Source organism: Cupriavidus sp. WGlv3 (assembly GCF_023952475.1).
Taxonomy (GTDB): domain Bacteria; phylum Pseudomonadota; class Gammaproteobacteria; order Burkholderiales; family Burkholderiaceae; genus Cupriavidus; species Cupriavidus phytorum.
Map to the genome: position 1 here is coordinate 243231 of NZ_JALHRX010000001.1, position 24556 is coordinate 267786.

A 24556-nucleotide genomic window follows, 5' to 3' on the forward strand; every position below is an offset into this window, starting at 1 on the left:
ATCAGCAAGCAAGACGGCCGCCCTTCACGGCCGCACTTCATACACCAGATTGAACGGCGTCTGCGCCGCCCGCCGGAAGCCGCGGAAGCCCGCCTGCTCCGCCACCGCGCGCATGCGCGCCTCGCCCGCCTGTGCGCCCAGGCACAGGCCGACTTCCTGCGAGCGCGATGCCGGCGTGCAGATGAAGGTCGACGCGGAATAGAACACCCGGCCCACCGGGTTCAGGTTCTGCTCCAGCGCATCGTTGGCAAAGGGCTCGACGATCATCCAGGCGCCGTCGGCGCGCAGGCTCTCGCGCACGTGGCGCGCCGCTCCGACGGGGTCGCCCATGTCGTGCAGGCAGTCGAACACCGCCACCAGGTCATAGTCGTTGCCGCCATAGCCCTTGGCACTGGCCACCTCGAAGCGCACGCGCTCGGCCACGCCGGCGCGGCGCGCGGCCTCGGCCGCATGGCGCACCGAGGGCTCGTGGTAGTCGAAGCCGACGAAGCGCGAGGCCGGAAACGCCTGCGCCATGATGATGGTCGACGCGCCATGGCCGCAGCCCACGTCCGCCACCAGGGCCCCGGCCTTGAGCCGCGCCGCGATGCCGTCGAGCGCCGGGATCCATTCCGACACCAGGTGCGCCGCATATCCGGGCCGGAAGAAGCGTTCGGTGCCGTGGAACAGCGCGGGGTCGTGCTCGTGCCAGCCCAGCCCGCGGCCATTGCGGAAGATGTCGATCATCTTCGGAATCGCGCGGAACTGCGCCACGGCAATCTGGAACGCGCCCGGGATAAAGGCCGGGCTGCCTTCCTGCGCCAGCGCATAAGCCTGTTCCTCGTTCAGGCTGAACTGCCCCGAGCCCGCGTCATAGTCGACATAGCCGCTGGCCGCCTGCGCCGACAGCCATTCGCGCAGGTAGCGCTCGTCGGTATGGGTCTTGGCCGCCAGCATGGTGACGCTCATCGGCTTTTCCGCCAGCGCCTTGTACAGCCCGAGTTCATCGCCGACGACCACGGTCGCGGCATGCATCACCGCGCCGATATCGCCGACGAATTTTTCCATGAAGGCATTCAGCCTCGCTTCATCGACGCTCATGATGCACCTCCCCGTGCCCACTGCTCCCCGCTTCCAATATAGCCATCGGCTATGCCCGGAAAAGCCGAAAAGCGACGGCGACAGCAACTTCGCAAGGCATCGCGGGAATGCAAGGCGGGTTGGTGCGCCAGCGCACGGCATGGCTGCGGCGACACTTGCCAACCCCGGCAAAAGGCGCTATAAAGATGCTTCGTCGCGCGGCCAGCAGCCGATGCGCAACGAAAATTACCGAAGCGGCGCGCAATTTCCTGCCTTTCTGCCACGCAGTGCAGCATAAATCCGGCGCCCGCGAAGCAAATCGTTTCAAGCTGACCCAAGCCAACGCCTTTTCCCGCCATGTCCGCTAAGTTTTACTTTTACTTTTTTAGCGATCTCACACCGCTGGCGGATAGGGAGGGATGGCTGTAAGCAGCGCCCCGAATACAAAAAAGACCGCCAGCGACCCTGGCGGTTTTTTTATACCCCTTTGTTTTCCCACACCCTCACGACCTCACAAGAATCCTGGAGCCATCATGCTGAAGAACACCGACGACCTGCGCATCCGCGAACTCAAGGAGCTGCTGCCGCCCGCGCACCTGATCCGCGAGTTCGGCTGCTCCGAACAGGCTTCGGACGTGATCTACGGCGCGCGCCAGGCCATGCACCGCATCCTGCACGGCATGGATGACCGCCTGATCGTCATCATCGGCCCGTGCTCGATCCACGATACCCGCGCCGCGCTCGAATACGCCAAGCTGCTCAAGGTGCAGCGCGAGCGCTTCGCCGGCGAGCTGGAGGTGGTGATGCGGGTGTATTTCGAAAAGCCGCGCACCACGGTGGGCTGGAAAGGTCTGATCAACGACCCGCACATGGACGGCAGCTTCAAGATCAACGACGGCCTGCGCACCGCGCGCGAGCTGCTGCTGACCATCAGCGAAATGGGCGTGCCCACCGGCACCGAGTACCTCGACATGATCAGCCCGCAGTACCTGGCCGACCTGGTCAGCTGGGGCGCGATCGGCGCGCGCACCACCGAGTCGCAGGTGCATCGCGAGCTGGCCTCGGGACTGTCGTGCCCGGTCGGCTTCAAGAACGGCACCGACGGCAACGTCAAGATCGCGGTCGACGCGATCAAGGCCGCGTCGCAACCGCACCATTTCCTGTCGGTGACCAAGGGCGGGCATTCGGCGATCGTGTCGACCTCGGGCAACGAGGACTGCCATGTGATCCTGCGCGGCGGCAAGGCGCCCAACTACGACGCCGCCAGCGTGCAGGAAGCTTGCGACGCCATCGCCAAGGCCGGCCTGGCCTCACGCCTGATGATCGACGCCTCGCACGCCAACAGCAGCAAGAAGCACGAGAACCAGATCCCGGTGTGCGCAGACATCGGCCGCCAGATTGCCGGCGGCGACCAGCGCATCATCGGCGTGATGGTCGAATCGCACCTGGTCGCCGGGCGCCAGGACCACGTGCAGGGCCAGCCGGTCGACGAACTGACCTATGGCCAGTCGGTGACCGATGCCTGCATCGGCTGGGACGACTCGGTCAAGGTGCTCGAGGGCCTGGCCGAGTCGGTGCGCCAGCGCCGGCTGGTGTCGGGCAGCGGCAACTGAAGCGCAGACGGAAGCAACGACCGAAGCAACCACGGCGGGCACTCAGCCCGCCGTGCTACATCCGGCTGTCGTGCATGGCGCCGCCGCTGAGGTCGGCCAGTTCCGGCGTCACCTCGGCGTAGCGCAGCGGTTTCCCGCCATGGCGGGCGGCAAAGGCCGTGGCGTCGCTCTCCGTACTGAAGCTGGCCAGCGTCGGCCCCATCGATCCGTGGCGCCGGCTGCCGGCCACGTAGATGCCGGTGGTGGCGTCGAACCAGTGGCCGCGTGGCCGCTCCCAGTCGGCGCGCGCCATGTCCTGCACGAAGGCCGCGCGCACCGGCCGCACCTGCTCCGGCTGCAGCAGCGCCTGGAACATCTCCACCGTATCGCAGAACCAGTGCGGGCTCGCCTCGCCCGCATAGAACACCTGTGCCTTGGGCCCGCCGTAATCGGCCAGCAGCATGCCGTCCAGCGCGCACGCGGTGGCGGCGTCGAACTCTTGCGGCTGTGCCGCGGTTTGCGGCTTGCGGCCACAGCCGGCGAGCAGGACGGCGCTGCCGGCAAGGGTCAGCAACAGGTGGCGGCGAGGCCATGAGAACGGGGTACACAGCGGGGTACACATCAGCGGAAACTCCTGGCGGCAAGGCCCAGCGGCACGGCGATCCACGCCAGCAGCGCCGCGCCGGTCGGCCACGGACTGGCCAGCGCGGGCGGCACGATGCTGGCAACGCCCCCGGCGCTGCGCAGCTGGTCCAATGAAAAGGCATTGACGATGCGAAACAGGTCGGCGGGGTTCAGCAACAGCAGCCACGCGATCCAGTCGGTGGCGGCATGCTGCGCATCCGCTCCGCTGCCGGCGACCAGCATGCCGAGCAGCAGCAGGTCAAACACCAGCACGAAGAAGAACCACAGCCCGATCGCCAGTCCCGACGCCTGCGCGCGGTCGCGGCTCAGCACCGACAACCACAGCGCCAGGCTCAGGAACGCCAGCCCGAGCAGCACCGCGCTGGCGACGAAGCCTAGGGTGTGATACAGCCCGGCCCAGCCGAACTGGCGCGCCAGCAGCAGCGCCATCAGCGCAAAGCCGCCGGCCGTGGCCAGCACCAGGGCGGCGGCCAGGCCGAGGTACTTGCCCAGCAGCAGCTCGCCGCGCGTCAGCGGCAGCGACAGCAGCAGGTCCAGCGAGCCGCGCTCGCGCTCGCCCACCACGGCGTCGAAGCCCAGCAGCAGGGCGATCATCGGCACCAGGTAGATCACCAGGCTGGCCAGGCTGGTGATGACGAACTCGAGCGAGCGCGGGCCCAGCACGCCCTGCTCGGCGCCGCCGAAGTAGCCGATCGCCAGCGACAGCGCCGTGAACACCGCGGCCACCGCCAGCACCCAGCGGTTGCGCATGCGGTCGCGGAATTCCCTGCCGGCCAGCGCGGCCACCTGCCGCGCGTCGAACCAGTCGCCCATGCTCATGCCCTCATCCCCTCATGCCGAGAAACAGGTCCTCGAGCGACGGCTCGTGGATCTGCAGGTCCAGCAGCCGGCCGGCGAGCGGCTGCAGCGCGGCCAGCACCGTCATCTTGGCGGCGGGCGCACAACGCACCGTCAGCACGCCGGGCGGCGCACTGTCGATCTGCAGCGCGGGCAGCGCGCGCAGCCGGCGCAGCGCCTCGTCGCGCGCGCCCGCCTCGACCCGCAGCACCAGCGTCAGCGGCAGGCCGGCCCGGGCGCGCAGCGCCTCGAGGCTGCCGGCGGCCTGCAGCCGGCCCGCGGACAGGATGGCAAAGCGGTCGATGCGCTGCTGCAGCTCGGCCAGGATGTGCGAGGTGATGACGATGGTCACCCCGCTCGCGCGCAGCGCGTTCAGCATGGCGTAGCAGTCGCGGATCGCGGCGGGATCCAGGCCGTTGGTCGGTTCGTCGAGGAACAGCACGCGCGGCGCGCCCAGCAGCGCCTGCGCAAAACCCAGCCGCTGCCGCATACCCTTCGAATACTCGCGCACCGGACGCGCGGCGGCAGCGGACAGGCCGACCTGGTCGAGCATCGGCGCGCAGGCGTCCGCCTGCACGCCCTTCAGCCGCGCAAAGAAACGCAGCGTCTCCAGGCCGCTCAGGTTGTCATGCAGCACCAGATGTTCGGGCAGGTAGCCGATGCCGCGGCGTGCCGCCCGAAATGCGCGGCCGCCCACGTTGGCACCGGCCACGCGCAAGGTGCCGTGCGTCGGCGGCAACAGACCCAGCATCATCCGGAACAGCGTGCTCTTGCCAGCGCCGTTATGGCCGATCAGCCCGAGCAGCTCGCCCTGCCCCACGCTCAGGCTGACATCGTCGACGGCGCGCAGCGCGCCGAAGTGCTTGCTGACGTTGGACAGCACGATGGCATCCATGGCCGGTTCAGCGGCTGGCGTCGGCCGGCTCATGCCATTGCCTCCAGTTGGCGCGGGCCGGGCGCATGCGCGGATATTCGTCGACCACTCCCGGCGCACGGATCACCGGAAACTGGCGCCCGGCCAGCCGCAGCGCCTGCAGCGCGGGGCTGCCCAGCAGCAGCGCCACGCCCGGATAGCGCCAGCTGAGCCGGTCGACCACGTCATTGGCCCGGTACGGGATATCGCCCACACCATCGGCATCACGGTCCCAGCCCAGGTAGTTGCTCCAGTAGTTGCCTTGCGCGCGCTCGGACGGGTTGCGTCCGCCCCAGGCCTCGTCGCGCGCGCCCACATAGCGCACCGGCTCGCGGTTGCCGATAAAGTCATTGCCCTGCACCACGTTGCGCGTCGATCCTGCCGACAGGTGCACGCCGATGGCGTTGCCGAGCACCAGGTTGCCGCGCAGCTGCGCATACTCGACGTCGTAGATGAAAAAGCCGCGCTGGTTGTGCGCGACCACGTTGCCCTCGATCACCGAGTCCTGCAGCGTGCGCAGCATGATGCCGTGGTCGGCATTGGCCCAGGTGCGGTTGTTGCGGACCACCTGGTCGCGCACTTCCATCAGCGCCAGTCCGCCGCGGTTGCGGTAGCTGTCGTTGTCTTCCCACAGGTTGTGGTACGAGTTCATGTAATGAGTGCCATAGCGGCTATGGTGCAGCCGGTTGCCGCGAAACACGGCATGGTGCGAGACGTCGACGTAGAGCGCGTCGCGCACGAAGCTGATGTGGTTGTCGAGGATGCGCGCGCCGCGCGTGTTGTAGAGCTGCACGCCGTTGCCGCGCTGCGCCGAGTTGTAGTCGCGCTTGCCGGTGATGGTGTTGGCCTCGACGCGGACCTCGTCGGCCTTTTCGATCCACAGTCCGAACAGGTTGTAGGTCAGCTCGCAGTGCCGCACTACCGCGCGGTGCGCGCCGGGCTGGATGTAGATGCCGGCGTTCTGGTCCTTCAGGCTGTCGCCGGAGTCGCGCACGATCAGCCCCTCGACCGTCACGTCGGGCGCGGCGATGCGCAGCGTATCGCCGCGCAGAGCGCCGCTGAGCGTGGGCCGCGCGATGCCGCGCAGCACCAGCGGCCTGGAGACGGTAAAGTTGCCGATGTAGTGGCCGCGCGCGATCTCGATGGTGTCGCCGGCAGCCGCGGCATCGATCGCCGCCTGCAGCGACTGGCCGGGCTGCACGCGCCAGGTCGCTGCTTGCACGCAGCCTGGCTCGCACGCAAGGCATAGGAAGGCGATACCGAACAGCAGCTTCATGCGGCCAGCATCCCCATCGCCTTCAGCGCCAGGAACAGCGCGGCACCGATCAGCAGGTTCTTGAAGCCGACATAGCTGAGCATGTCCATCACGGTGGCGCGGCGATGGTGGCCGCGCCACCACGGGCCGTCCTTGACATAGCGCTTTGCCGACAGGCGGATCAGCACCTCGTAGAGGCTCCAGCCCAGCCACCAGCCGATCACCGCGCCGGCGCGCAATTGCCCGCTGGCCGCCAGCGCCCACGCCACGGTTGCCGCCAGCGCGACGGCCACACCTGCCAGCTGCAACGCCGCGGCGGAGCGCCAGCCCTGCCCGCTCCAGGGCCACAGGTGGTCCCATAGCTCGGCGAAGCAGCGCGCGGCGCCGATCGTGGCGGCGTAGGGCGGCGTCACGGGCTCGGTCGGCATGCGCGGATCGGGGCCCGACGGCTGTGCCGCGGCGGCCGTCACCGGCACCAGCGGAATGAAATACCCGTCGCGCCCCACCGGCGTCAGCGGCAGCCCGTCGCGCTCGCGCCGCTTGCGCTCGCGCGCCAGCGGCGGGCAGCCGTGCGTATCGGTATAGAGCACCATGCAGTCGAGGCAATGCAGGCACTCGCGCTGGTCGATGCGGCCATCGGCATCGATCGCCTGCGCGCCGCAGCCCGCCGCGCACGCCTTGCAGCGGTTGCACTCAGGCTTGCGCCGCAGGCCGAACCAGCGAAACGTGCTTGGCATTGCCAGCGCCGCGCCGAGCGGGCACAGGTACTTGCAGTAGGGCCGTTCGATCAACAACGACAGCGCCAGCAGCGCGCACGCGAACAGCCCGTAGGGCCACGCGCGGTTCGCGATGCCGACCAGGAAGGTGGTCTTGAACGGCTCGATCTCCGCCAGCCGCTCGGACAGCCCCATCGAAAACACCGACACCGCCAGCAGCCCGAAGAACACGCCGTACTTGACCCACTTGAGCCGGTCGTGCCAGCGCCGCGGCAACTGCCGCTGCCAGCGCTTCAGCCCCACCAAGCGGCCGAGCTTGTAGAGCGCCTCGGACAGCGAGCCGAACGGGCACAGCCAGCCGCAGAACAGCCCGCGCCCGAACAGCAGCACCGTGACGATGATGAAGATCCAGAAGCAGAAGATGAAAGGGTCGCTCAGGAACAAGGCCCAGTCCCAGCGCAGCAGCAGCGCGTGGAACCACGTCAGCACCTGCGTTACCGAAGGCTGCGCCATCGCGCCAAACCCCACGAAGACGATGCTGAGGGCCCAGGCCGTGTACTTGAACGCGTTGACCGGCCATTTGTGCCGGTGGGTGGAGCGCCGCGTCAGGCGGTCGCGCAGCGCGTAGACCAGCGTGACCGCGCCCAGCAGCGCCACGAACAGCGCGATGGTGCCGGCCTGCCGGCGCCAGACCTTGCGCCACGGCGCCTCGGGCACGTCGATATGGGGACGGCCGCCCTGCAGCAGCGCCGCCGGCAGCCAGTACGGCGCGTCGAAGCTGGCAAAGCTGCGCGTGCCGGTGGCGCGGTCGACCCGGTTGCCGAGGAACGACAGCTTCCACGGATACGCCGCCGAGAACGCCGGCGAACGGATCACGAAGATCGCCGACTCGGTCGGCGCCGGCGCGCCCGGCGCGGCCACGCCATAGAGGTTCAGGTAGTCGAGGTCGCGGAAGGTGAAGGCGTCGGCGTCCTGGCGCACCTGCACCCGGTCATAGATGCCGCCACGCACGAAGCCCGAGCCCTTCAACGACTCGGTGCCGGCGGTACGGATCACGAAGATGGCATGTTCGCCCGGCCGCACCTGCGCGCGCAGCCCCTGCCAGCCGGCATCGCCCAGCACGCTGCGTGCGATATCGGGATGATTGAGGTCGCCGAACCACAGCTCGATAAACGGCCCGCCGCTGCCTGGCAGGCCGACCTGCGCGGGCTGCACCAGCAGGCGCTGCACCGCGCCCATCGCCACCAGTTGCGGCCAGCTGTAGTGCGTGCCGCTTTCAACGTAGCGCGCCGGCGCGCGTTGCGTCGGCGCCAGGATGCCGACCTGCCGCGCCACCGCCGCACCCGCCGTGGTCAGCACCTGGTTCTGCGCGATCACCGTCACCGTGGCGCCCGAAATCGCATCGACCCCGACCACGCCTTCGTCGGGTCGCGACTGCCCCACTTCGATCTTGTCTGCGACCGACTTGCCGACGTATTGCCGGTTGAATTCCAGCAGCGCCGATTCCGGGATGCCCAGCAGCAGGATCGGCTCCGAATGCTTCAGCACCTTGACGCCGGCATAGCGGCCCTGCGTGTCCATGCCGATCAGCGTCACCACCGGCTTGCCCGAATACGCCGGGGTATCGGTGATGTCGGTGGACAGCATGACGTAGCCGAGCAGCTCGCGCGCGCCGCCGGGGCCGGTGCGATAGCCCTCGACATAGGGCGGCTGGCCCAGGCGCGCCGAAAAATGCGTGGCGCCGGGCAGCACCTGCGTACACGGCACCAGCGCGCACAGGTCGGCGGCGGTGGCGAGCTGCGGCGGCAGCTCGGCCTCGTAGGCGCCCGCATGCGCCGGCGCGACCAGGCCGGCCGCGAGCAGCCACGCGGCCAGGACCGCGGCCAGTCCTTTGAAGATTGCGTGCATCATGGAAAGGCGGCAGGCGCGGCGCTGCCCGCGGCAAGGCGCCGCGCGCAATGCTCCGCGCCGGGCCGTCTCAGGCCTCGACGATCATGCGGCTGCGCATCTCGAGATGCAGCGCGTGGCAGAAGTGGGTGCAATAGCACCAGAACACGCCGGGCTTGTCGGCGACGAAGGTCACCGACGCCGTCTCCTGCGGATTGACGATGAAGTTGATGTTGTATTTCGGGATGGCGAAGCCGTGCGTCAGGTCCTCGATCTTGTCGAGGTTGGTCAGGATCAGCGTGACCTCGTCGCCCCGCTTCAGCTTGATCTCGCGCAGGCTGAACACCGGCGCCTGCGAGGTGAGCTTCACCGTCACCTTGCGGCCGTTGCGGACCACGCCCGATTGCTGCGCATCCTTGATCGCCAGCGGGAAATCGTCGAGCGCGTAGACCTGCTTCGGCCGCAGCAGCTCGCGCCGGAAGATGATGAAGTCGTGCGGTTCGCTGTGCACCGGATGGTCCGCCAGCAGCACCATCTTGTCGCCGGAGATGTCGATCAGCTGCTCGTTCTCGGCGTGCAGCGGACCCACCGGCAGGAAGCGGTCCTTGGAGAACTTGCAGCCCACCGCCAGCAATTTGCCGTCGGCGGCGACGGTCTCGGATTGCGAGGCATTGAGGTGGCCGGGCTGGTATTGCACGTCGAGCCGGTCGATCACGTACTTGGCGCTCTTGTCGCCACGGTGGAAGCGGATCGCCGCGTCGATGTTCCACTTGACCACCTGGCTGTCCAGGAACAGCGTGGTGTAGGCATTGCCGCGCCCGTCGAAGGCGGTATGCAGCGGCCCCAGGCCGAGCTCGACCTCGGCCACGATGGCGTCATCCAGCTTGGCCAGCTTGCCGTCGAACCAGTCCAGCACCCTGGCCAGCTCGATCACCGTGCCGGTCGGCGACAGCTTGCCGGCGCAGATAAAGTACTTCTGGTCGGGACTGGCGTTAACGCCGTGCGGGTTCTTGGGCACCGAGACATAGGCGGTCAGCGCCGTGGCCGGGTCCTGGTTGGCGGCATGCGTGCCGTCGACCACCGGCACCTTGGAGTCGCCGATGGTCCTGAACTTGCCGGCCTTCACGGCCGCCTCGATGCGGGCAATGTTGAAGAACAGGCAGGCATCGCGCTCGGCCGACATCATGTCCTCGAAGCGCACGCCCATTTCCACGTTGTACTGGTTGGTCGCGGCCAGCTTGCCGTCATACGAAGTCGCCACCAGGTCGCAGTTGCCGTCGATCCGCACCTGCCAGCGCACCGCCATCGTCTCGGCGTCGACGCAGGTGAACAGCGAGCGGTACTTGGTGCCGTCCTCGGTCGGCGTATTGGGCAGCGGCACGCCGAACTCGGCGCCGCAGAACACGCGCGTGGTGTAGTTGATGCTGGCGTCGACGGGATCGCGCTTGTCCGGGAAGATGCCGTGGAAGCCCTGCACGTTGGGCAGCTCGGTGATCTTGTCGCAGATGAAGTAGTCGAGCCGGATGCGCGCCAGCCGGGCATTGATCTTGTCGTTGATCCAGGCATAGCGTCCGTCGTAGTTGCCGTCCTTGTACGAGGCATGCACGTGATGGGTATCGCCGACGGTGTATTGCAGGCTGCCGTCGGGGCGCGTGCCCATCACGCGCTTCGATTCATTGGTGATGCCCCACCCCGTCAGCGCGTCCGGCACGAAGCACGGAATCCGGTGCAGCTCGCGCCCCGACGGCAGGCCCAGCACGCGCATGTCGCCGGCATGGCCGCCGCTCCACAGCCCGTAGTAGGTGTCCAGCTCGCCGGGCTTCAGGTGCACCGTGGTAGCGGTGTTGCCGGCATGGGTGGCGTGGGCACCGGCGCCGCTGGCAGCTGTCGCCGCGACCGGCGCGCCACCGTTGTCGGTGCACGCCGCCACGCCGGCAAGGCCGGCGAGCGCCGCGGTATTGATGAAGCGCCGCCGTCCGGGCGCAGCCGGTGCATCGTGGGTTGGCAGGGGATGCTGCGTATGCCTGGTCATCTTCGTTCCTCGAACCGTCATGGCAAAGGCGGAGTCCGCTCCGCCGGCTTGCTGCTTGTGTTGTCTTGTGGTGGCTTGCTGCTGCCGGCTACAGATGGTCGAAGCAGTTGGCGCGATCGAGGTTGATGATCGTCATGGTTCTCTTGAATATTCATTATCGATGCATGTTTTTCTCCGGCGGCGCACACAGAATGGCGGCACGGCAAGGCTTACCGCCGCTTTCGCGATCGATACCACCCTCGTCATGCGCTTCAAGACCCTACTGCCTGCACAGCCTTCCCTTCCCCACATCGACCACGTTGACCACATCGACCGCAGGCGCCGCGCCCTCGTCCGCAGCGCCGCGAGCGTGCCGCTGCTCGCCACCGGGATGTTCGTGCGGCCGGCGCTGGCCGATCCCTCGGTCACGCGTGCATCACGCCGCTTGCTGGGCACGCGCGTCGACATCGTCGTGCAGGACAACTGCCACGGCGCGGTGCAGGCCGCCATCGCCGCGGCCTTTGCCGAGATGGCGCGGCTGGAGCAGTTGATGAGCCGCTATCGCCCTGACAGCCAGGTCAACGCGCTGCAGCGCGCGGCGGGCCGCCACGCGGTGCGCGTGGCGCCGGAACTGATGACGGTGCTGCAAGCCGCCGCGGCAATTTCGGCACGATCGCGCGGCGCCTTCGATATCACCGTCGGCGCGTTCGCGGGCTGGCGCTTCGGCGCGGACGGCAACCGCTTGCCCGACGCCGCCGAACTGGCGCGCGAGCGCCCGCTGGTGGATTACCGGCAGGTGCGGCTCGACGCCCGCCGCGGCCAGGCCATGCTGGCCCGCCCCGGCATGCGCCTGGACCTGGGCGGGATTGCCAAGCTGCCGATCCTCGATGCGGGCATGCAGGTGCTGCGGCGCCACGGACTGGCCAATGCGATGATCAACGGCGGCGGCGATGTGCTGGCCATGGGCCAGTTGCAGGGGCGCGACTGGCGCATCGGCCTGCGCGACCCGCTCGCGCCGGCCCGGCTGCAAGGCGTGCTGCAGGTGAGCGACGCCGTGGTGGTGGCGTCCGGCGACTACGAGCGCTGCTTTGCCATCGGCGGCCGGCGCTATCACCATGTGCTCGATCCCGCCACCGGCCTGCCGTCGGCCGGGCCGCACGGGGTGACGCTGGTGGCACCCACCGTGGCCGCGGTAAACGGACTGGGCGCCGCGCTGATGGTGGCCGGCCAGGCAGCCTGGGCTCGGTTGGTCGGCGGAGGCGCCGGCATCGATGGGCTGATCGTGGGCGACGGCGGCCGATGGATGTCGGCAGGCATGGCGCAACGTCTGCGGCTGGCCTGAACACCTTGCCGCGGACGAAAAAAAGCCGCTTCGAGCGAAGCGGCTTCCTTGCGTGCAGGCGGCCAGCGCCGCCGGCCGTTACTTCTTCAGCACCAGGTCGCCCGGCAGCGACTCGATGTAGGCGGCCATGTCCTTCAGTTCCTTGCGCGTGAACGGGCGCGGCTTGCCATCCTTGCCGGTGACCGCCGGATTGGCGTTGACCTGCCCGGCCATGATCGCGTTGGAACGGCCCACCAGCGCATTGCCAGACACCTGGTAGGACATCAGCGCGTGATACAGGTAGTCGGCATGCTGGCCGGCCAGCTTGGGGTAGTCGGGCGAAATCGGCTTGTTCATGCCGGCGCCATGGCAGGCCACGCAGTTGCCTTTTTCGACCAGGGTCTTGCCGTTGGCAAGATCGGCGGCCGAGGCCGGCATGGCGGCAGCACCCAGCACGAGTGCGCCGAGCGCGAACGAAAGCGTCTTGAGCGTCTTCATGTGGGGTCTCTTACCTGAGGGAATTGTTCTGCGTATCGGCCTTCTGCTGCGAGTAGTAGGCCGCCACGTTGGCGATGTCCTGCTCGGTCAGCGTCGCGGCGATGCTGCGCATGGTGGGGTGCTTGCGCTCGCCCTTCTGGTAGGCCTTCAGCGCGTTCTCGATGTACTTGGCGCTCTGGCCGCCCAACAACGGCACTTCATAGATCTCGGGGAAGGACGCACGGTAGCCCGGAATGCCGTGGCATCCGATGCACATTGCAACCTTGTCCTTGGCAGCGTCTCCATTGCCCTTGACTTCCTGTGCCTGCACGGCCGTTGCAGCCGCGCCCAGCACCACCATCGTGAGGAGCTTTTTCATTGTCTTTGCGGATTGGAAGTTAAACCGTGTGACCTGCCCTGCCGGGCGGAGACGGTTTCAGAATGCTTCTGCGGAGCAACCAGGGCAGCCCGTCGGCCCGAGGTGCAACCCGCCAGAGATGTCGCATCCGGTCGGTTTGCCGGGGTGTGGAACACCATTCTGGAACCACCTCGCGCAATCGCCGCGACCCGGAAGGGCCGCTGGGACTTCTGAACGCGGACTGCCGGATACTGGAGAACTGGACGTGGGGGCGCGTCAAACCGCCGCATTGTACCGCAGCCGGCACCTGCCAGTCCAGCCAGCGGTCCGGGCCGCCGGAACCCTGTCTGACGGCCCCAACACGAACCGCAAAGGTCTTTTATACTGGCCCATCCCGGGAATCCGCACGACCGTTCGCGGACGCTGCCGCCAGCGGCACGCGGGCGCCCGTCACGGGCCCTTTTTCCATAACGAAAGCGCGCGTCACAGCGCGAAGAGACCGCGCGCCAAGCACGCCAACCCGGCCCTCGTCCGCGAGCGGCCGCCACCTCAGGTTGCCTCATGTCAAACACCGCCAACGCCCAAGCCTCCTCCCAGCCGGTCCGCTTCGAAGGCAGCGACCAGTACGTTGCCACCGACGACCTCAAGCTCGCCGTCAATGCCGCGCGCACGCTGCAGCGCCCGCTGCTGATCAAGGGCGAGCCCGGCACCGGCAAGACCATGCTGGCCGAGGAAGTCGCCGCCGCGCTGGGCATGCCGCTGCTGCAATGGCATATCAAGTCGACCACCAAGGCGCAGCAGGGCCTGTACGAGTACGACGCCGTATCGCGCCTGCGCGACTCGCAACTGGGCGACGACCGCGTCCACGACATCCGCAACTACATCGTCAAGGGTGTGCTGTGGCAGGCGTTCGAGGCCGATGAGCAAGTCGTGCTGCTGATCGACGAGATCGACAAGGCCGACATCGAATTCCCCAACGACCTGCTGCGCGAACTCGACCGCATGGAGTTCTATGTCTACGAGACCCGCGAGCTGGTCAAGGCCAAGCACCGTCCGCTGGTGATCATCACCTCGAACAACGAGAAGGAACTGCCCGACGCCTTCCTGCGCCGCTGCTTCTTCCACTACATCAAGTTCCCCGATGCCGAGACCATGCAGCAGATCGTCGACGTGCACTACCCCGGCATCAAGCGCGAGCTGGTTGCCGCCGCGCTGGAATCGTTCTACGAGATGCGCAACCTGCCGGGCCTGAAAAAGAAGCCGTCGACGTCCGAGCTGATCGACTGGCTCAAGCTGCTGATGGCCGAGGACATTCCGCCCGAGGCGCTGAAGAGCCCGGACAAGAAGGCCGCGATCCCGCCGCTGCATGGCGCGCTGCTGAAGAACGAGCAGGACGTGCACCTGTTCGAGCGCCTGGTGTTCATGAACCGCGCCAACCGCTGAGCGCGCGGCCAAGCCCGATGACCGACACGACCGCTTTTGCCAAACCCGTGACCCTGGCGGGCCGGCATGCCACGCTCGAACCGCTGCGCCCCGGGCACGCCGACGGCCTGCGCGCCGCCTGCGCCGACGGCGAGCTGTGGAAGCTCTGGTACACCAGCGTGCCGGCGCCCGAGCGCATGGAGGCCGAGATCGCGCGGCGCCTGGACCTGCAGCAGCGCGGCACCATGCTGCCGTTCGCGGTGCGCGACGCGGCCGGCGAACTGGCCGGCATGACCACGTACATGAATATCGACGCGGCCAACCGGCGCGTCGAGATCGGCTCGACCTGGTATGCGCGCCGGGTCCAGCGCACGCCGCTGAACACCGAATGCAAGCTGATGCTGCTGGGCCATGCCTTCGACCATCTCGACTGCATCGCGGTGGAATTCCGCACGCACTGGATGAACCAGCAGAGCCGCGCCGCCATCGCGCGCCTGGGCGCCCGGCAGGACGGCGTGCTGCGCAACCACATGCGCATGCCGGACGGCACGCTGCGCGACACCGTGGTGTTCTCGATCATTGCCAGCGAATGGCCGGCGGTGCGACAACACCTGCAATTCCAGCTCGAGCGCCCGCGCTGACGCGCCGCGCCGACTGAAAGCGAGGCACCATGCTGATCGATTTCTTCTTCTCGCTGCGCCACGCCAAGCTGCCGGTATCGGTCAAGGAATACCTGACCATGCTGGAAGCGCTCAAGGCGCAGGTCATCACGCCCTCCATCGACGAGTTCTACTACCTGTCGCGGATGACGCTGGTAAAGGACGAGAAGCACTTCGACAAGTTCGACCAGACCTTCGCCGCCTACTTCAAGGGCGTGGAAAGCCTGGTCGACTGGAAGTCCGACATCCCGCTCGACTGGCTGCAGAAGACGCTGGAACGCGAGCTGTCGCCCGAGGAAAAGGCCAAGATCGAGGCCATGGGCGGCCTCGACAAGCTGATGGAGCGCCTCAAGCAGCTGCTCGAGGAACAGAAGGAAAAGCACGAGGGCGGCAACAAGTGGATCGGCACCGGCGGCACCTCGCCGTTCGGCCATGGCGGCTACAACCCCGAGGGCATCCGCATTGGCGGCCCGTCCAAGGGCAACCGCACCGCGATCAAGGTGTGGGAGGCGCGCGCCTACAAGGACTATGACGACCAGGTCGAACTGGGCACGCGCAATATCAAGGTCGCGCTGCGCCGGCTGCGCCGCTTCGCCCGCGAAGGCGCCGACACCGAGCTGGACCTCGACGACACCATCCATTCCACCGCGGCCAACGCCGGCCTGCTCGACATCAAGCTGCGGCCCGAGCGCCACAACAAGGTCAAGGTGCTGATGCTGATGGACGTGGGCGGCTCGATGGACGACCACATCAAGCGCGTCGAGGAACTGTTCTCGGCCACCAAGACCGAGTTCAAGCACCTGGAGTACTACTACTTCCACAACTGCCTGTACGACTACGTGTGGAAGAACAACCGCCGCCGCCACGCCGAGAAACTGGCGACGTGGGACCTGCTGCACAAGTACACGCCCGACTACAAGATCATCTTCGTCGGCGACGCCACCATGAGCCCGTACGAGATCCTGCAGCCGGGCGGGTCGGTCGAGTACAACAACGCCGAGGCCGGCGCGGTGTGGCTGAACCGGATGACCGAGCAGTTCCCGCACTTCGTCTGGCTCAACCCCGAACCCGAAGGACTGTGGCAGTACCGGCAGTCGATCACGGTGATCAACCAGCTGATGAAAGGACGGATGTTCCCGGTCACGCTGGCGGGGCTGGAACAGGCGATGAAGGTGCTGTCGAAGTAAGATTTGAAACGCGCAACGCGCGCCGCAGCCAACGCCGCCCGAACAAGGCTCCCCTCGCCCGCTTGCGGGAGAGGGGTGGGGGAGAGGGCCGGAGTACCCACGGAGTGAGGCGCGTCGGTTTGCCAGCGCCTGCCCTCTCCCCCGGCCCCTCTCCCGCGCGCGGGAGAGCGGAGCAAACCACCGGCATGCTGGAACCTCTGACTCACCCCGGCCGCGCCAGGTCCGCCCCCTCCATCACCCACGCCCTGAACGTGCGCAACGCCGGCAGGTGCTGCTTCTGCTCCGGATAGCACAGGTAATAGCCCTTCTTGGCCAGCACCTGCGCGGGATGTGCCACCACCAGCGCGCCGCTGGCCAGCTCCGCCTCGATCAGGCAGCGCGGGATCAGAGCGATGCCCAGCCCCGACAGCGCCGCCTGCGTCAACAGCGAGAACTGGTCGAAACGCGCCCCGCTCCAGGCGTCGCGCGTGGGCAGGCCGAGCGTGGCGAACCAGTCGGGCCAGGCCTCGGGCACGGTGGTGTGGTGCAGCAGTGGATAGCGCAGCAACGCCGCCGGCGTCGGCGCGACGCCATCGGGCTCGGACGCCAGCAGGCCAGGCCGGCATACCGGCAGCACCTCGCGGCCGGTCATGTAGTCGGCCAGGCTGCCGGGCCAGACGCCATCGCCGAAGCGGATCGCGGCATCGAGATCCGGTTCGGAGAAATCGTAGCCCTGCGCGTGCGGCACGAACTCCAGCGTCACCTCCGGATGCCGCGCAAAGAACTGCGGCAGCCGCGGAATCAGCCACTTGGCGCCCAGCGTCGGCATGCTGGCGATATGCAGCACGCCGCCCCGCCCCTGCCCCGCCATCAATTCCACCGTGGCGGCCTCGAGTTCGTTCAGGCTGGGCGCGATGCGCTCGAGGTAGCGCTCGCCCGCCGGGGTCAGCACCAGCCGCTGGCGCACCCGCTGGAACAGTTCGACGCCGAGATAAGCCTCGAGGCTGCGCACCTGCTTGCTGACCGCGCCCTGCGTGACATGCAGCTCACGGGCGGCTACGGTAAAGCTGTTATGGCGCGCCGCCGCCTCGAAGGCGTGCAACTCGGTCAGCGACGGACATAGGCGCCGCATAAATCACCTCTACTTCACGACCAAATGGAATGAGCTAGGGATTTTATTTCGTTTGCGAGGGTCCTGCTTGCACGAGCAGAATCGTGAAAACGCCTTTGTCTCTTCCTTGATACCTTTCGCCACATAGATCATGCAACGTCGCCACCTGCTCCGCGTCCTGGCCGCCACCTCGGCCGCCCTCGCCACCGGCCTGTCGTTCAGCGCCGTCGCCCAGTCCGGCTATCCGACCAAGCCGATCACGCTGGTAGTGCCGTTCCCGGCCGGCGGCACCACCGACATCGTCGCGCGCATCGTCGCCGACAAGCTCGGCCAGCAACTGGGCCAGGCCGTGGTGGTCGACAACCGCGGCGGCGCCGGTGGCAGCATCGGCACCACCTTCCTGTCCAAGGCCGCGCCGGACGGCTATACGCTGGGCATCGCCACGGCCTCGACCCACGGCATCAATCCGGCGGTCTACCCGCGCCTGTCCTACGATGCCACCAAGGACTTCACTACCATCACCAACCTGGCCTCGGTGCCGAACGTGATGAGCATCCACCCGTCGGTCAAGGCCACCGACATGAAGTCGTTCATCGCGCTGGCGCAGGCGCAGCCCGGCAAGCTTGCCTATGGCTCGGCCGGCAACGGCAGCGTCTCGCACATGATGGGCGAACTGTTCAAGATCAGCAGCAAGACCGACCTGCTGCACGTGCCGTACAAGGGCGTGGGCCCGGCGCTGAACGACGCGCTGGCCGGCCAGGTGCAGGTGCTGTTCGACAACCTGCCGTCGTCGCTGCCCTTCATCGAGGGCGGCAAGCTGCGCGCGCTCGCGGTGGCGGCACCCAAGCGCGTGGCCGCGCTGCCCAATGTGCCGACCTTTGCCGAGCTGGGGCTGGGCGAAGTCAACGACGCCGCCTGGTTCGGCCTGATCGCGCCGGCCAACCTGCCGGCCGACCTGCAGAACAAGCTCCATGCCGCCGCGGTCAAGGTACTGGCGCTGCCGGAGGTCAAGGCCAAGCTGGAGAAGCTCGGCGCCACGCCGGTGGGCGACACCCCGGCGCACTTTGCCGCGCAGATCAAGACCGAAGTGGCCAAGAACAAGCGCGTCGCCGCCGCCGCCAAGATCTCGCTCGACTGAACGCAACGCACACCATGACCGACACCGACCGAACCATCGCGGACAGTCCGTTCTGCCTGTACCAGCCCGAGGGCGAGCCCGCGGCGCTGTTCCTGGACTCGCCGCACAGCGCGACCACCTACCCGACGGACTTCCGCCCCGATCCCGCGCTGCCGCTGCCGCTGCTGCGCCAGGCCGAGGACACCTTCGTCGACGAGCTCTACGCCGGCGCCCCGGCGCGCGGCATTCCGCTGCTGTGCGCGGGCTTTCCGCGCAGCTACCTCGACGCCAACCGCGCGCTGGAAGAGATCGACGAAGCCCTGCTCGACGCGCCCTGGCCGGGCGCCAGGCAGGAAACCGCCAAGACCCGGCTGGGCAAGGGCCTGGTCTGGCGCGTGCTGGACACCGGCGAAGCCATCTACGACCGCAAGCTGAGCGTGGCCGAGGTGCAGGCGCGCATCGAACGCTGCTACCTGCCCTACTACGCGCAGCTGCAGAAGCTGGCCGAGCACGCCGTCGCCAGCCATGGCAGCGCCTGGCATATCAACTGCCACTCGATGCCCAGCCACGCCGCGCCGTTCGCGACCGAATTCCCCGGACTGGAGCATCCGGATTTCGTCGTAGGCGACCGCGACGGCACCACCTGCGACAAGCGCTTCACCGACCGCGTGGAGGGACTGCTCAAGGAGATGGGCTACGAGGTCTGGCGCAACCACCCGTACAAGGGCGTCGAGATCGTGCGCGTGGTCGGGCAGCCGCAGGCCGGCCGCCACAGCCTGCAGCTGGAGGTCAATCGCAAGCTCTACATGGACGAGGCCGGCCTCACGCATACCGCCGGCTTTGCCAAGCTGCGGCATGACCTGAACAGCCTGCTCGACGAACTGCTGCGCTTTACGCGCGCGATGCCGTCGCGCGTGGCCTGACGCGGCCGCGTCCCGGGCCCCGGCTTCCCCGCCTTGGCCCGGCCAGGAGAATTCCTGCCCGCGCCGGGATCACTTGGCGCGGACGGTGGTGAGCTGGCCATGCTTTAGAAGAATGGGTAACAAGATTTAGGAACTTTGGCAGATGGGTTTCCTCTATCATGGCAATCCTTTGCGAACCCATCCTGGGTGCCGGCCCCTGGCGCCGGCAGGCAATCCCAGGCAAGCACACACGCTCACAACGCTAACACCGTGATCCGACGAATCTCCGCAATGCTCGGCAGCCGGCTGCGCATGGTGGCCGCCGCCGTAGCCGGTGCGATCGCGCTGGCAGGCTGCGCCAACCTCCCGGACGAGGCCGCCGGCGCCGCCGCCAGCCCGGCGCCGGTCCCCGCAACCGCAGCAACCACCGCAGCACCAGCCCGCCCCGCCGCTATCCCCGCCCCGGCAGTCTCCGCTTCAACCCCCACCAAAACTATCAACCTGCCCGACCGCGGCCGCGTCAGCCTGTCCGAGTACCGCGCGCGCATGCGCGAACAGCTGATGAAGACCGAGAACGCCAGCAGCGATGTCGCCGACTGCGCCGCGCACGCCAGCTGGGTGGTGCCGCGCTCGGCCACCTACGATGCGCTGAAGATCCCCACCGGCGCGCTCGCCGCGGGGCAGGCCACCACCGAACCCTGGAGCGGGCGGTTCTCGCCGGGCAAGCAGGCGGTGCCGGTCAGCTCGGTGGTCACCTTCGCCGCCACCGCGCACAAGCGCAAGGGCAGCGAAGACTGGCAGCCGGTGAAGGTGCGCTGCGGTTATGACGACGGCATGATGCTGGCGTACGAGTTGCTCGACAGCAGCGGCGCCACCATCAGCGAGCCGGCCGCCGCGCCGGCGGTGCCCACCGCCACGCGCACGTCGGCCAGCAAGAGCCGCAAGGGGGCCAAGGGCAAGAGCACGGCGTCGAAGTCCGGCAAGGCTTCGGCATCGAAGTCGGTGAAGTCGAGCTCTGCCAAGTCGACGTCGGCCAAGGCGAGCAGCAATAGCAAGAAGAAGCAGTAGGCGCAGGGAGGCAGCGCACGCCGATGAGGGCGCTAGTTGTCTCCCCTCTCCCGCTTGCGGGAGAGGGGCCGGGGGAGAGGGCAGGCGCACGGCAAGCACGATGACGCTTCACTCCGTGGAAACACCGGCCCTCTCCCCCGCCCCTCTCCCATAAATGGGAGAGGGGAGAAGACCATTAGCAAGCCACCGCTCAGCCCAGATAATCCAATATCGCCTGCAGCATCGCCGTGCCCAGCAGCGCACTGCGCGCACCATTCCATCCGACCGCCGGATCCGGCAGGTCGGCGTTGTCCTTGAACGGCATCTCCAGCGTCAGCGCCAGGCAGCCGAAGGTATGGCCGATGTACTTCGACGCCAGCTTGAGCGCGTCGGCGTTGTACTTGCTGGCCGCATAGCCATGCACGTCCTGGAAGTCCGGCGAGGCCCGCTTGAAGGCCTCGATAAAGCGCTGCTGCTCGCGCCGGCGCGCTTCGGTGAAGCCCGGCAGCATCTCGCTGCCGGCGACGAAGTTGTACGGCAGGCCCTCGTCGCCATGGATATCGAAGAACATGTCGCAGCCGCTGGCCTCGATCGCGCGGCGCACGTGGTAGACCTCGGGGCTGGACTCCGGGCTAGGCGCCATCCATTCGCGGTTCAGGTTGGCACCCGCGGCGTTGGTGCGCAAGTTGCCGCGCGCCGAGCCGTCGGGGTTCATGTTCGGCACGATATGGAACACCGCGCGCTCGAGCAGCTTGCGCGCGACCGCGTCGCCCGCCCACACGCCGGTGCCGGTCAGGCGCTGCAGCACGCCCTCGACGAACCATTCGGCCATGCTCTCGCCCGGGTGCTGGCGCGCGATCATCCAGATGGTGGACTTGCCGGGACCGGGCGCGCCGATGGTGACGCGCGTCATGTCGCGCCCGTCGACGGTGCTGCCCAGGTGCGACAGCCGCGCCAGCGGCGAGCGCTGGCAGCTCGCCAGCAACGACAGGTGGCGCTCGTCCGGATACGGCTCGAAATACGCGAACCAGATGCTGTCGTGCTCGGGCGTGACCTCCACGGTCATCACCTGGCCGTCGAAACGCGTCGGCACGCGGAACCAGTTGGCGCGGTCGTACGACGCCACCGCGCGGTAGTCGCGCCAGCCGTCCGGATAGGTGCAGTCGCCGGCGTTCAGGAAATGCATGCGGCAGGCCTGCCCGGCCGCGCCCTGCAAACGGAAGTGGAACCACTGGCGGAAGTCGGCCTGCGAATCGGCACGGATGCGCAGGCGGATATCGTCGGCGCGGTCGAGCGCCTCGACCTCGATGGCACCGGAATCGAAATGCGAAGAGATATGCAGCATGGCTGGCGGTCTCGTGGCGATGGGTTCAGGACGCGTGGTCAGTCTTCGAGGCGGCGGCGGAATACCCAGCGGGTCGCGTCCGAGGCCGCCTGGTCGAAGGCATAGCCGTCTTCGGCGAAGCGCTTGAGCTTGTCCGGCTCGGTCACGCCGTGCGTCACGGCGTAGCGCGCCATGGTGCCGCGCGCGCGCTTGGCGTGGAACGAAATGATCTTGTAGCGGCCGCCCTTCCAGTCCTCGAACACCGGCGTGACGATGCGCGCCTGCAGCACCTTGGGCCGCACCACCTTGAAATACTCTTCCGAGGCGAGGTTGACCAGCACCGGCGCGCCCTCCTGCTTGAGCTCGGCCATGTCGGCGTTGAGCAGCTGCGTGACGTCGTCGCCCCAGAACGCGTACAGGTCCTTGCCGGCGGCATTGTCAAGGCGCGTGCCCATTTCAAGCCGGTACGGCTGCATCCAGTCCAGCGGGCGCAGCACGCCGTACAGGCCGGACAGGATGCGCAGGTGCTTCTGCGCAAAGCCAAGCTCGTCGGCCGACAGCGATTTCGCGTCGAGGCCGTCGTAGACATCGCCGTTGAAGGCCAGCACCGCCTGCTTGCTGTTGGCCGCGGTGAAGCCCGGCGACCAGTCGGCGTAGCGGGTCACGTTGAGCACCGCGAGCTTGTCGGAGATGTCCATGAGGGCGCCCACGTCCTGCGGCGCGAGCCGGCGCAGGCGCTCGATCAGCGCGGCGGAACGGTCGATGAAGCGCGGCAGCGTGTGGGTCTTGATGCGGGCGGGAGTCTCGTAGTCCAAGGACTTGGCGGGAGACAAAACGATGAGCATGGCAAAATCGCGGCAGTAGCCAAGGACAAACAAGCCCAGATTGTAGCGAATGCGCCTCGACACCACCGCAACCATCCCGCCCGCCGGCACTGCCGGAGACGCCGGCCGCCCCGCCGGCATCACATCCGCGCCGCGCGTGGTGCTGGACTCCAATATCTGGGTCGACCTGCTGGTGTTCCAGGACCCGCACGTCGAGCCGATCCGCGCCGCGCTGGAAGCCGGCACCATCGCCCCCGTGATCCGCGCCGACTGCCGCGAGGAACTGCGCCGGGTGCTGGCCTATCCGCAATTTGCCCGTTTTGACATTGATATCGGCGCCGCGCTGGCCACCGTCGACCGCCTCGCCAGCCTTGAAGCGGCGCCGCCGCAGGCCGACTGCGACGCGCTGCGCCTGCCGCGCTGCAAGGACACCGACGACCAGAAGTTTGTCGAGCTGGCGCACTTTGCCGGCGCCGCCTGCCTGGTGTCGAAGGACAAGGCCGTGCTCAAGCTGCGCAGCCGCCTGCGCCGCAGCAGCCGCGTGGAAGTGATGACGCCGCCGGCGTTCGGCGCCTGGCTGGCCGCGCTGGACCCGGCCGGCGATCCGCTTTAAGGCCGATCCGCTTTAGAATGGCGGCTCGCGGCGCCGCCCTGCGCCGCCGCACGCCTGCCTACCGTTCCCACTGCATTGACTCGCGCTCTATGTCCGCAGACACCACGCTCGCCCCCCTGACGCCGCCGCCGTCGCGCCTGCCCAACGTCGGCACCACCATCTTCACCGTGATGTCGGCGCTCGCCGCCGAAAAGAACGCGGTCAACCTGGGCCAGGGCTTCCCCGACTTCGACTGCGACCCGAGCATCGTCGATGCCGTGGCCGGTGCCATGCGCGCCGGCCATAACCAGTATCCGCCGATGGCGGGCGTGCCGCGCCTGCGTCAGGCCATCGCCGCCAAGATCGCCAGCCTGTATGGCCACCAGTACAGCTGGGACAGCGAGATCACGGTCACCGCGGGCGCCACGCAAGGCATCCTGACCGCGATCCTGTGCGCGGTGCATCCGGGCGACGAGGTCATCGTGCTGGAGCCGTGCTACGACAGCTACCTGCCCGCGATCGAACTGGCCGGCGCCACCGCGGTGCCGGTCGCGCTGGAAGCGCCCGCGTTCCGCGTGCCCTTCGACAAGCTCGCCGCCGCGATCACGCCGCGCACGCGCATGATCCTCATCAACACGCCGCACAACCCCACCGGCACGATCTGGCGCGCCGGCGACATGGATCAGCTGGCGCAGATCCTGGCCGGCACCGACATCCTGCTGCTGTCGGACGAGGTCTACGAGCATATGGTCTACGACGGCCAGCAGCATGAATCGGTGTCGCGCCATCCCGAGCTGGCGCGCCGCAGCTTCGTCATCTCCAGCTTCGGCAAGACCTATCACGTGACCGGCTGGAAGGTCGGCTACGTCGCCGCCCCCGCCGCGCTGATGGCCGAGTTCCGCAAGGTGCACCAGTTCAACGTATTCACGGTGAATACGCCGGTGCAGCATGGCCTGGCCGACTACATGGCCGATGCCGCGCCCTACCTGCAGTTGTCGGCGTTCTACCAGGCCAAGCGCGATTTCTTCCGCGCCGGGCTGGCGGGCTCGCGCTTCAAGCTGCTGCCGTCGGACGGCACCTATTTCCAGTGCGTCGATTGTTCCGCGATCTCGGACCTGAGCGAGGCCGACTTCGCCATGTGGCTGACGCGCGAGATCGGCGTGGCCGCGATTCCGGTCTCGGCCTTCTACTCGCAGCCGCGTGAATCGGGCGTGGTGCGGTTCTGCTTTGCGAAAAAGGAAGAGACGCTGGCGCTTGCGCTGGAACGGTTGGGGCAGCTTTGAAGTGAAACGAAAACGCCCGCAGATCGCGGGCGTTTTTT

At 67.8% G+C, this 24556-nt stretch carries 23 protein-coding genes; 11 read left to right on the top strand and 12 right to left on the bottom strand.

Features of this window, described 5'->3' with window-relative positions:
* Window positions 1–24 precede the first annotated feature (24 nt).
* A complete protein-coding gene (locus MKD38_RS01150) occupies window positions 25–1080 on the bottom strand; it encodes a class I SAM-dependent methyltransferase (RefSeq protein WP_252674298.1) in 1056 nt (351 codons plus the stop codon).
* 185 nt (window positions 1081–1265) lie between these two features.
* Here MKD38_RS01150 and MKD38_RS01155 point away from each other — a divergent pair, with 185 nt between their 5' ends.
* Entirely contained in the window at window positions 1266–1427 is a 162-nt protein-coding gene (locus MKD38_RS01155) for a hypothetical protein (protein ID WP_252674299.1), read from the top strand.
* A 165-nt stretch (window positions 1428–1592) separates the two neighbouring features.
* A complete protein-coding gene (aroG, locus tag MKD38_RS01160; RefSeq protein WP_252674300.1) occupies window positions 1593–2672 on the top strand; it encodes a 3-deoxy-7-phosphoheptulonate synthase AroG in 1080 nt (359 codons plus the stop codon).
* A gap of 55 nt (window positions 2673–2727) precedes the next feature.
* Here aroG and MKD38_RS01165 read toward each other — a convergent pair whose 3' ends face one another.
* The 6 genes from MKD38_RS01165 to nosZ form a co-directional block, all read right to left on the bottom strand.
* Window positions 2728–3273, bottom strand: coding sequence for a nitrous oxide reductase accessory protein NosL (locus MKD38_RS01165; RefSeq protein WP_252674301.1), 546 nt, complete (start codon window positions 3271–3273; stop codon window positions 2728–2730).
* Window positions 3273–4109, bottom strand: coding sequence for an ABC transporter permease (locus MKD38_RS01170; RefSeq protein WP_252674662.1), 837 nt, complete (start codon window positions 4107–4109; stop codon window positions 3273–3275). Before MKD38_RS01170 ends, MKD38_RS01165 begins: the two co-directional genes overlap by 1 nt.
* Window positions 4110–4119: 10 nt before the next feature.
* The gene (locus MKD38_RS01175; RefSeq protein ID WP_252674302.1) at window positions 4120–5061 is read right to left on the bottom strand and encodes an ABC transporter ATP-binding protein; all 942 of its coding nucleotides are present in this window, start codon (window positions 5059–5061) and stop codon (window positions 4120–4122) included.
* Window positions 5036–6322 (bottom strand): nitrous oxide reductase family maturation protein NosD, encoded by a 1287-nt coding sequence (locus MKD38_RS01180; RefSeq protein ID WP_252674303.1) that lies wholly within the window; start codon window positions 6320–6322, stop codon window positions 5036–5038. The genes MKD38_RS01175 and MKD38_RS01180 overlap by 26 nt, the downstream gene beginning before the upstream one ends.
* The gene (locus tag MKD38_RS01185; RefSeq protein ID WP_252674663.1) at window positions 6319–8925 is read right to left on the bottom strand and encodes a 4Fe-4S binding protein; all 2607 of its coding nucleotides are present in this window, start codon (window positions 8923–8925) and stop codon (window positions 6319–6321) included. Before MKD38_RS01185 ends, MKD38_RS01180 begins: the two co-directional genes overlap by 4 nt.
* A gap of 70 nt (window positions 8926–8995) precedes the next feature.
* The gene (gene nosZ / locus MKD38_RS01190) at window positions 8996–10936 is read right to left on the bottom strand and encodes a TAT-dependent nitrous-oxide reductase (protein WP_252674304.1); all 1941 of its coding nucleotides are present in this window, start codon (window positions 10934–10936) and stop codon (window positions 8996–8998) included.
* Between the two features lie 370 nt (window positions 10937–11306).
* On the opposite strand from nosZ, the gene MKD38_RS01195 reads away from it, so the two are divergent.
* Window positions 11307–12257 carry an FAD:protein FMN transferase gene (locus MKD38_RS01195; protein WP_371925614.1) on the top strand — a complete coding sequence of 317 codons (951 nt, stop codon included), beginning with the start codon at window positions 11307–11309 and terminating at the stop codon, window positions 12255–12257.
* 78 nt (window positions 12258–12335) lie between these two features.
* Here the strand turns inward: MKD38_RS01195 and MKD38_RS01200 are convergent, their stop codons facing one another.
* Entirely contained in the window at window positions 12336–12734 is a 399-nt protein-coding gene (locus MKD38_RS01200) for a c-type cytochrome (RefSeq protein ID WP_018005503.1), read from the bottom strand.
* 10 nt (window positions 12735–12744) lie between these two features.
* Window positions 12745–13092: a c-type cytochrome gene (locus MKD38_RS01205; protein ID WP_115679871.1), complete on the bottom strand. Its 348-nt coding sequence runs from the start codon at window positions 13090–13092 to the stop codon at window positions 12745–12747.
* A gap of 540 nt (window positions 13093–13632) precedes the next feature.
* Here MKD38_RS01205 and MKD38_RS01210 point away from each other — a divergent pair.
* The 3 genes from MKD38_RS01210 to MKD38_RS01220 are packed head-to-tail and all read left to right on the top strand — an operon-like array spanning window position 13633 to window position 16339.
* Window positions 13633–14514: an AAA family ATPase gene (locus tag MKD38_RS01210; protein WP_062797882.1), complete on the top strand. Its 882-nt coding sequence runs from the start codon at window positions 13633–13635 to the stop codon at window positions 14512–14514.
* 17 nt (window positions 14515–14531) lie between these two features.
* Window positions 14532–15134, top strand: coding sequence for a GNAT family N-acetyltransferase (locus MKD38_RS01215; RefSeq protein WP_252674306.1), 603 nt, complete (start codon window positions 14532–14534; stop codon window positions 15132–15134).
* A gap of 29 nt (window positions 15135–15163) precedes the next feature.
* Window positions 15164–16339: a vWA domain-containing protein gene (locus tag MKD38_RS01220; protein ID WP_111519607.1), complete on the top strand. Its 1176-nt coding sequence runs from the start codon at window positions 15164–15166 to the stop codon at window positions 16337–16339.
* A 202-nt stretch (window positions 16340–16541) separates the two neighbouring features.
* Here MKD38_RS01220 and MKD38_RS01225 read toward each other — a convergent pair whose 3' ends face one another.
* The gene (locus MKD38_RS01225; RefSeq protein WP_252667359.1) at window positions 16542–17450 is read right to left on the bottom strand and encodes a LysR substrate-binding domain-containing protein; all 909 of its coding nucleotides are present in this window, start codon (window positions 17448–17450) and stop codon (window positions 16542–16544) included.
* Between the two features lie 130 nt (window positions 17451–17580).
* Between MKD38_RS01225 and MKD38_RS01230 the strand changes: the two genes are divergently transcribed.
* The 3 genes from MKD38_RS01230 to MKD38_RS01240 all read left to right on the top strand — a co-directional run bounded on the left by MKD38_RS01230 (window position 17581) and on the right by MKD38_RS01240 (window position 20516).
* Entirely contained in the window at window positions 17581–18567 is a 987-nt protein-coding gene (locus tag MKD38_RS01230; RefSeq protein WP_252674307.1) for a tripartite tricarboxylate transporter substrate binding protein BugE, read from the top strand.
* A gap of 14 nt (window positions 18568–18581) precedes the next feature.
* Window positions 18582–19469 (top strand): N-formylglutamate amidohydrolase, encoded by an 888-nt coding sequence (locus MKD38_RS01235; RefSeq protein ID WP_252674308.1) that lies wholly within the window; start codon window positions 18582–18584, stop codon window positions 19467–19469.
* Between the two features lie 249 nt (window positions 19470–19718).
* Window positions 19719–20516, top strand: a complete 798-nt coding sequence (locus MKD38_RS01240) for a BspC domain-containing protein (RefSeq protein WP_371925606.1) — start codon at window positions 19719–19721, stop codon at window positions 20514–20516.
* Window positions 20517–20706: 190 nt separating this feature from the next.
* On the opposite strand, the gene MKD38_RS01245 is transcribed toward MKD38_RS01240, so the two are convergent.
* A complete protein-coding gene (locus MKD38_RS01245; protein ID WP_252674309.1) occupies window positions 20707–21840 on the bottom strand; it encodes a M14 family metallopeptidase in 1134 nt (377 codons plus the stop codon).
* Window positions 21841–21878: 38 nt separating this feature from the next.
* A complete protein-coding gene (gene yaaA, locus MKD38_RS01250) occupies window positions 21879–22664 on the bottom strand; it encodes a peroxide stress protein YaaA (RefSeq protein ID WP_252674310.1) in 786 nt (261 codons plus the stop codon).
* A gap of 49 nt (window positions 22665–22713) precedes the next feature.
* Between yaaA and MKD38_RS01255 the strand changes: the two genes are divergently transcribed.
* Together MKD38_RS01255 and MKD38_RS01260 are read left to right on the top strand one after the other, a co-directional pair.
* A complete protein-coding gene (locus MKD38_RS01255) occupies window positions 22714–23256 on the top strand; it encodes a PIN domain-containing protein (protein ID WP_252674311.1) in 543 nt (180 codons plus the stop codon).
* Window positions 23257–23345: 89 nt separating this feature from the next.
* Window positions 23346–24518, top strand: a complete 1173-nt coding sequence (locus tag MKD38_RS01260) for a pyridoxal phosphate-dependent aminotransferase (protein WP_252674312.1) — start codon at window positions 23346–23348, stop codon at window positions 24516–24518.
* The last annotated feature ends 38 nt before the right edge of the window (window positions 24519–24556 follow it).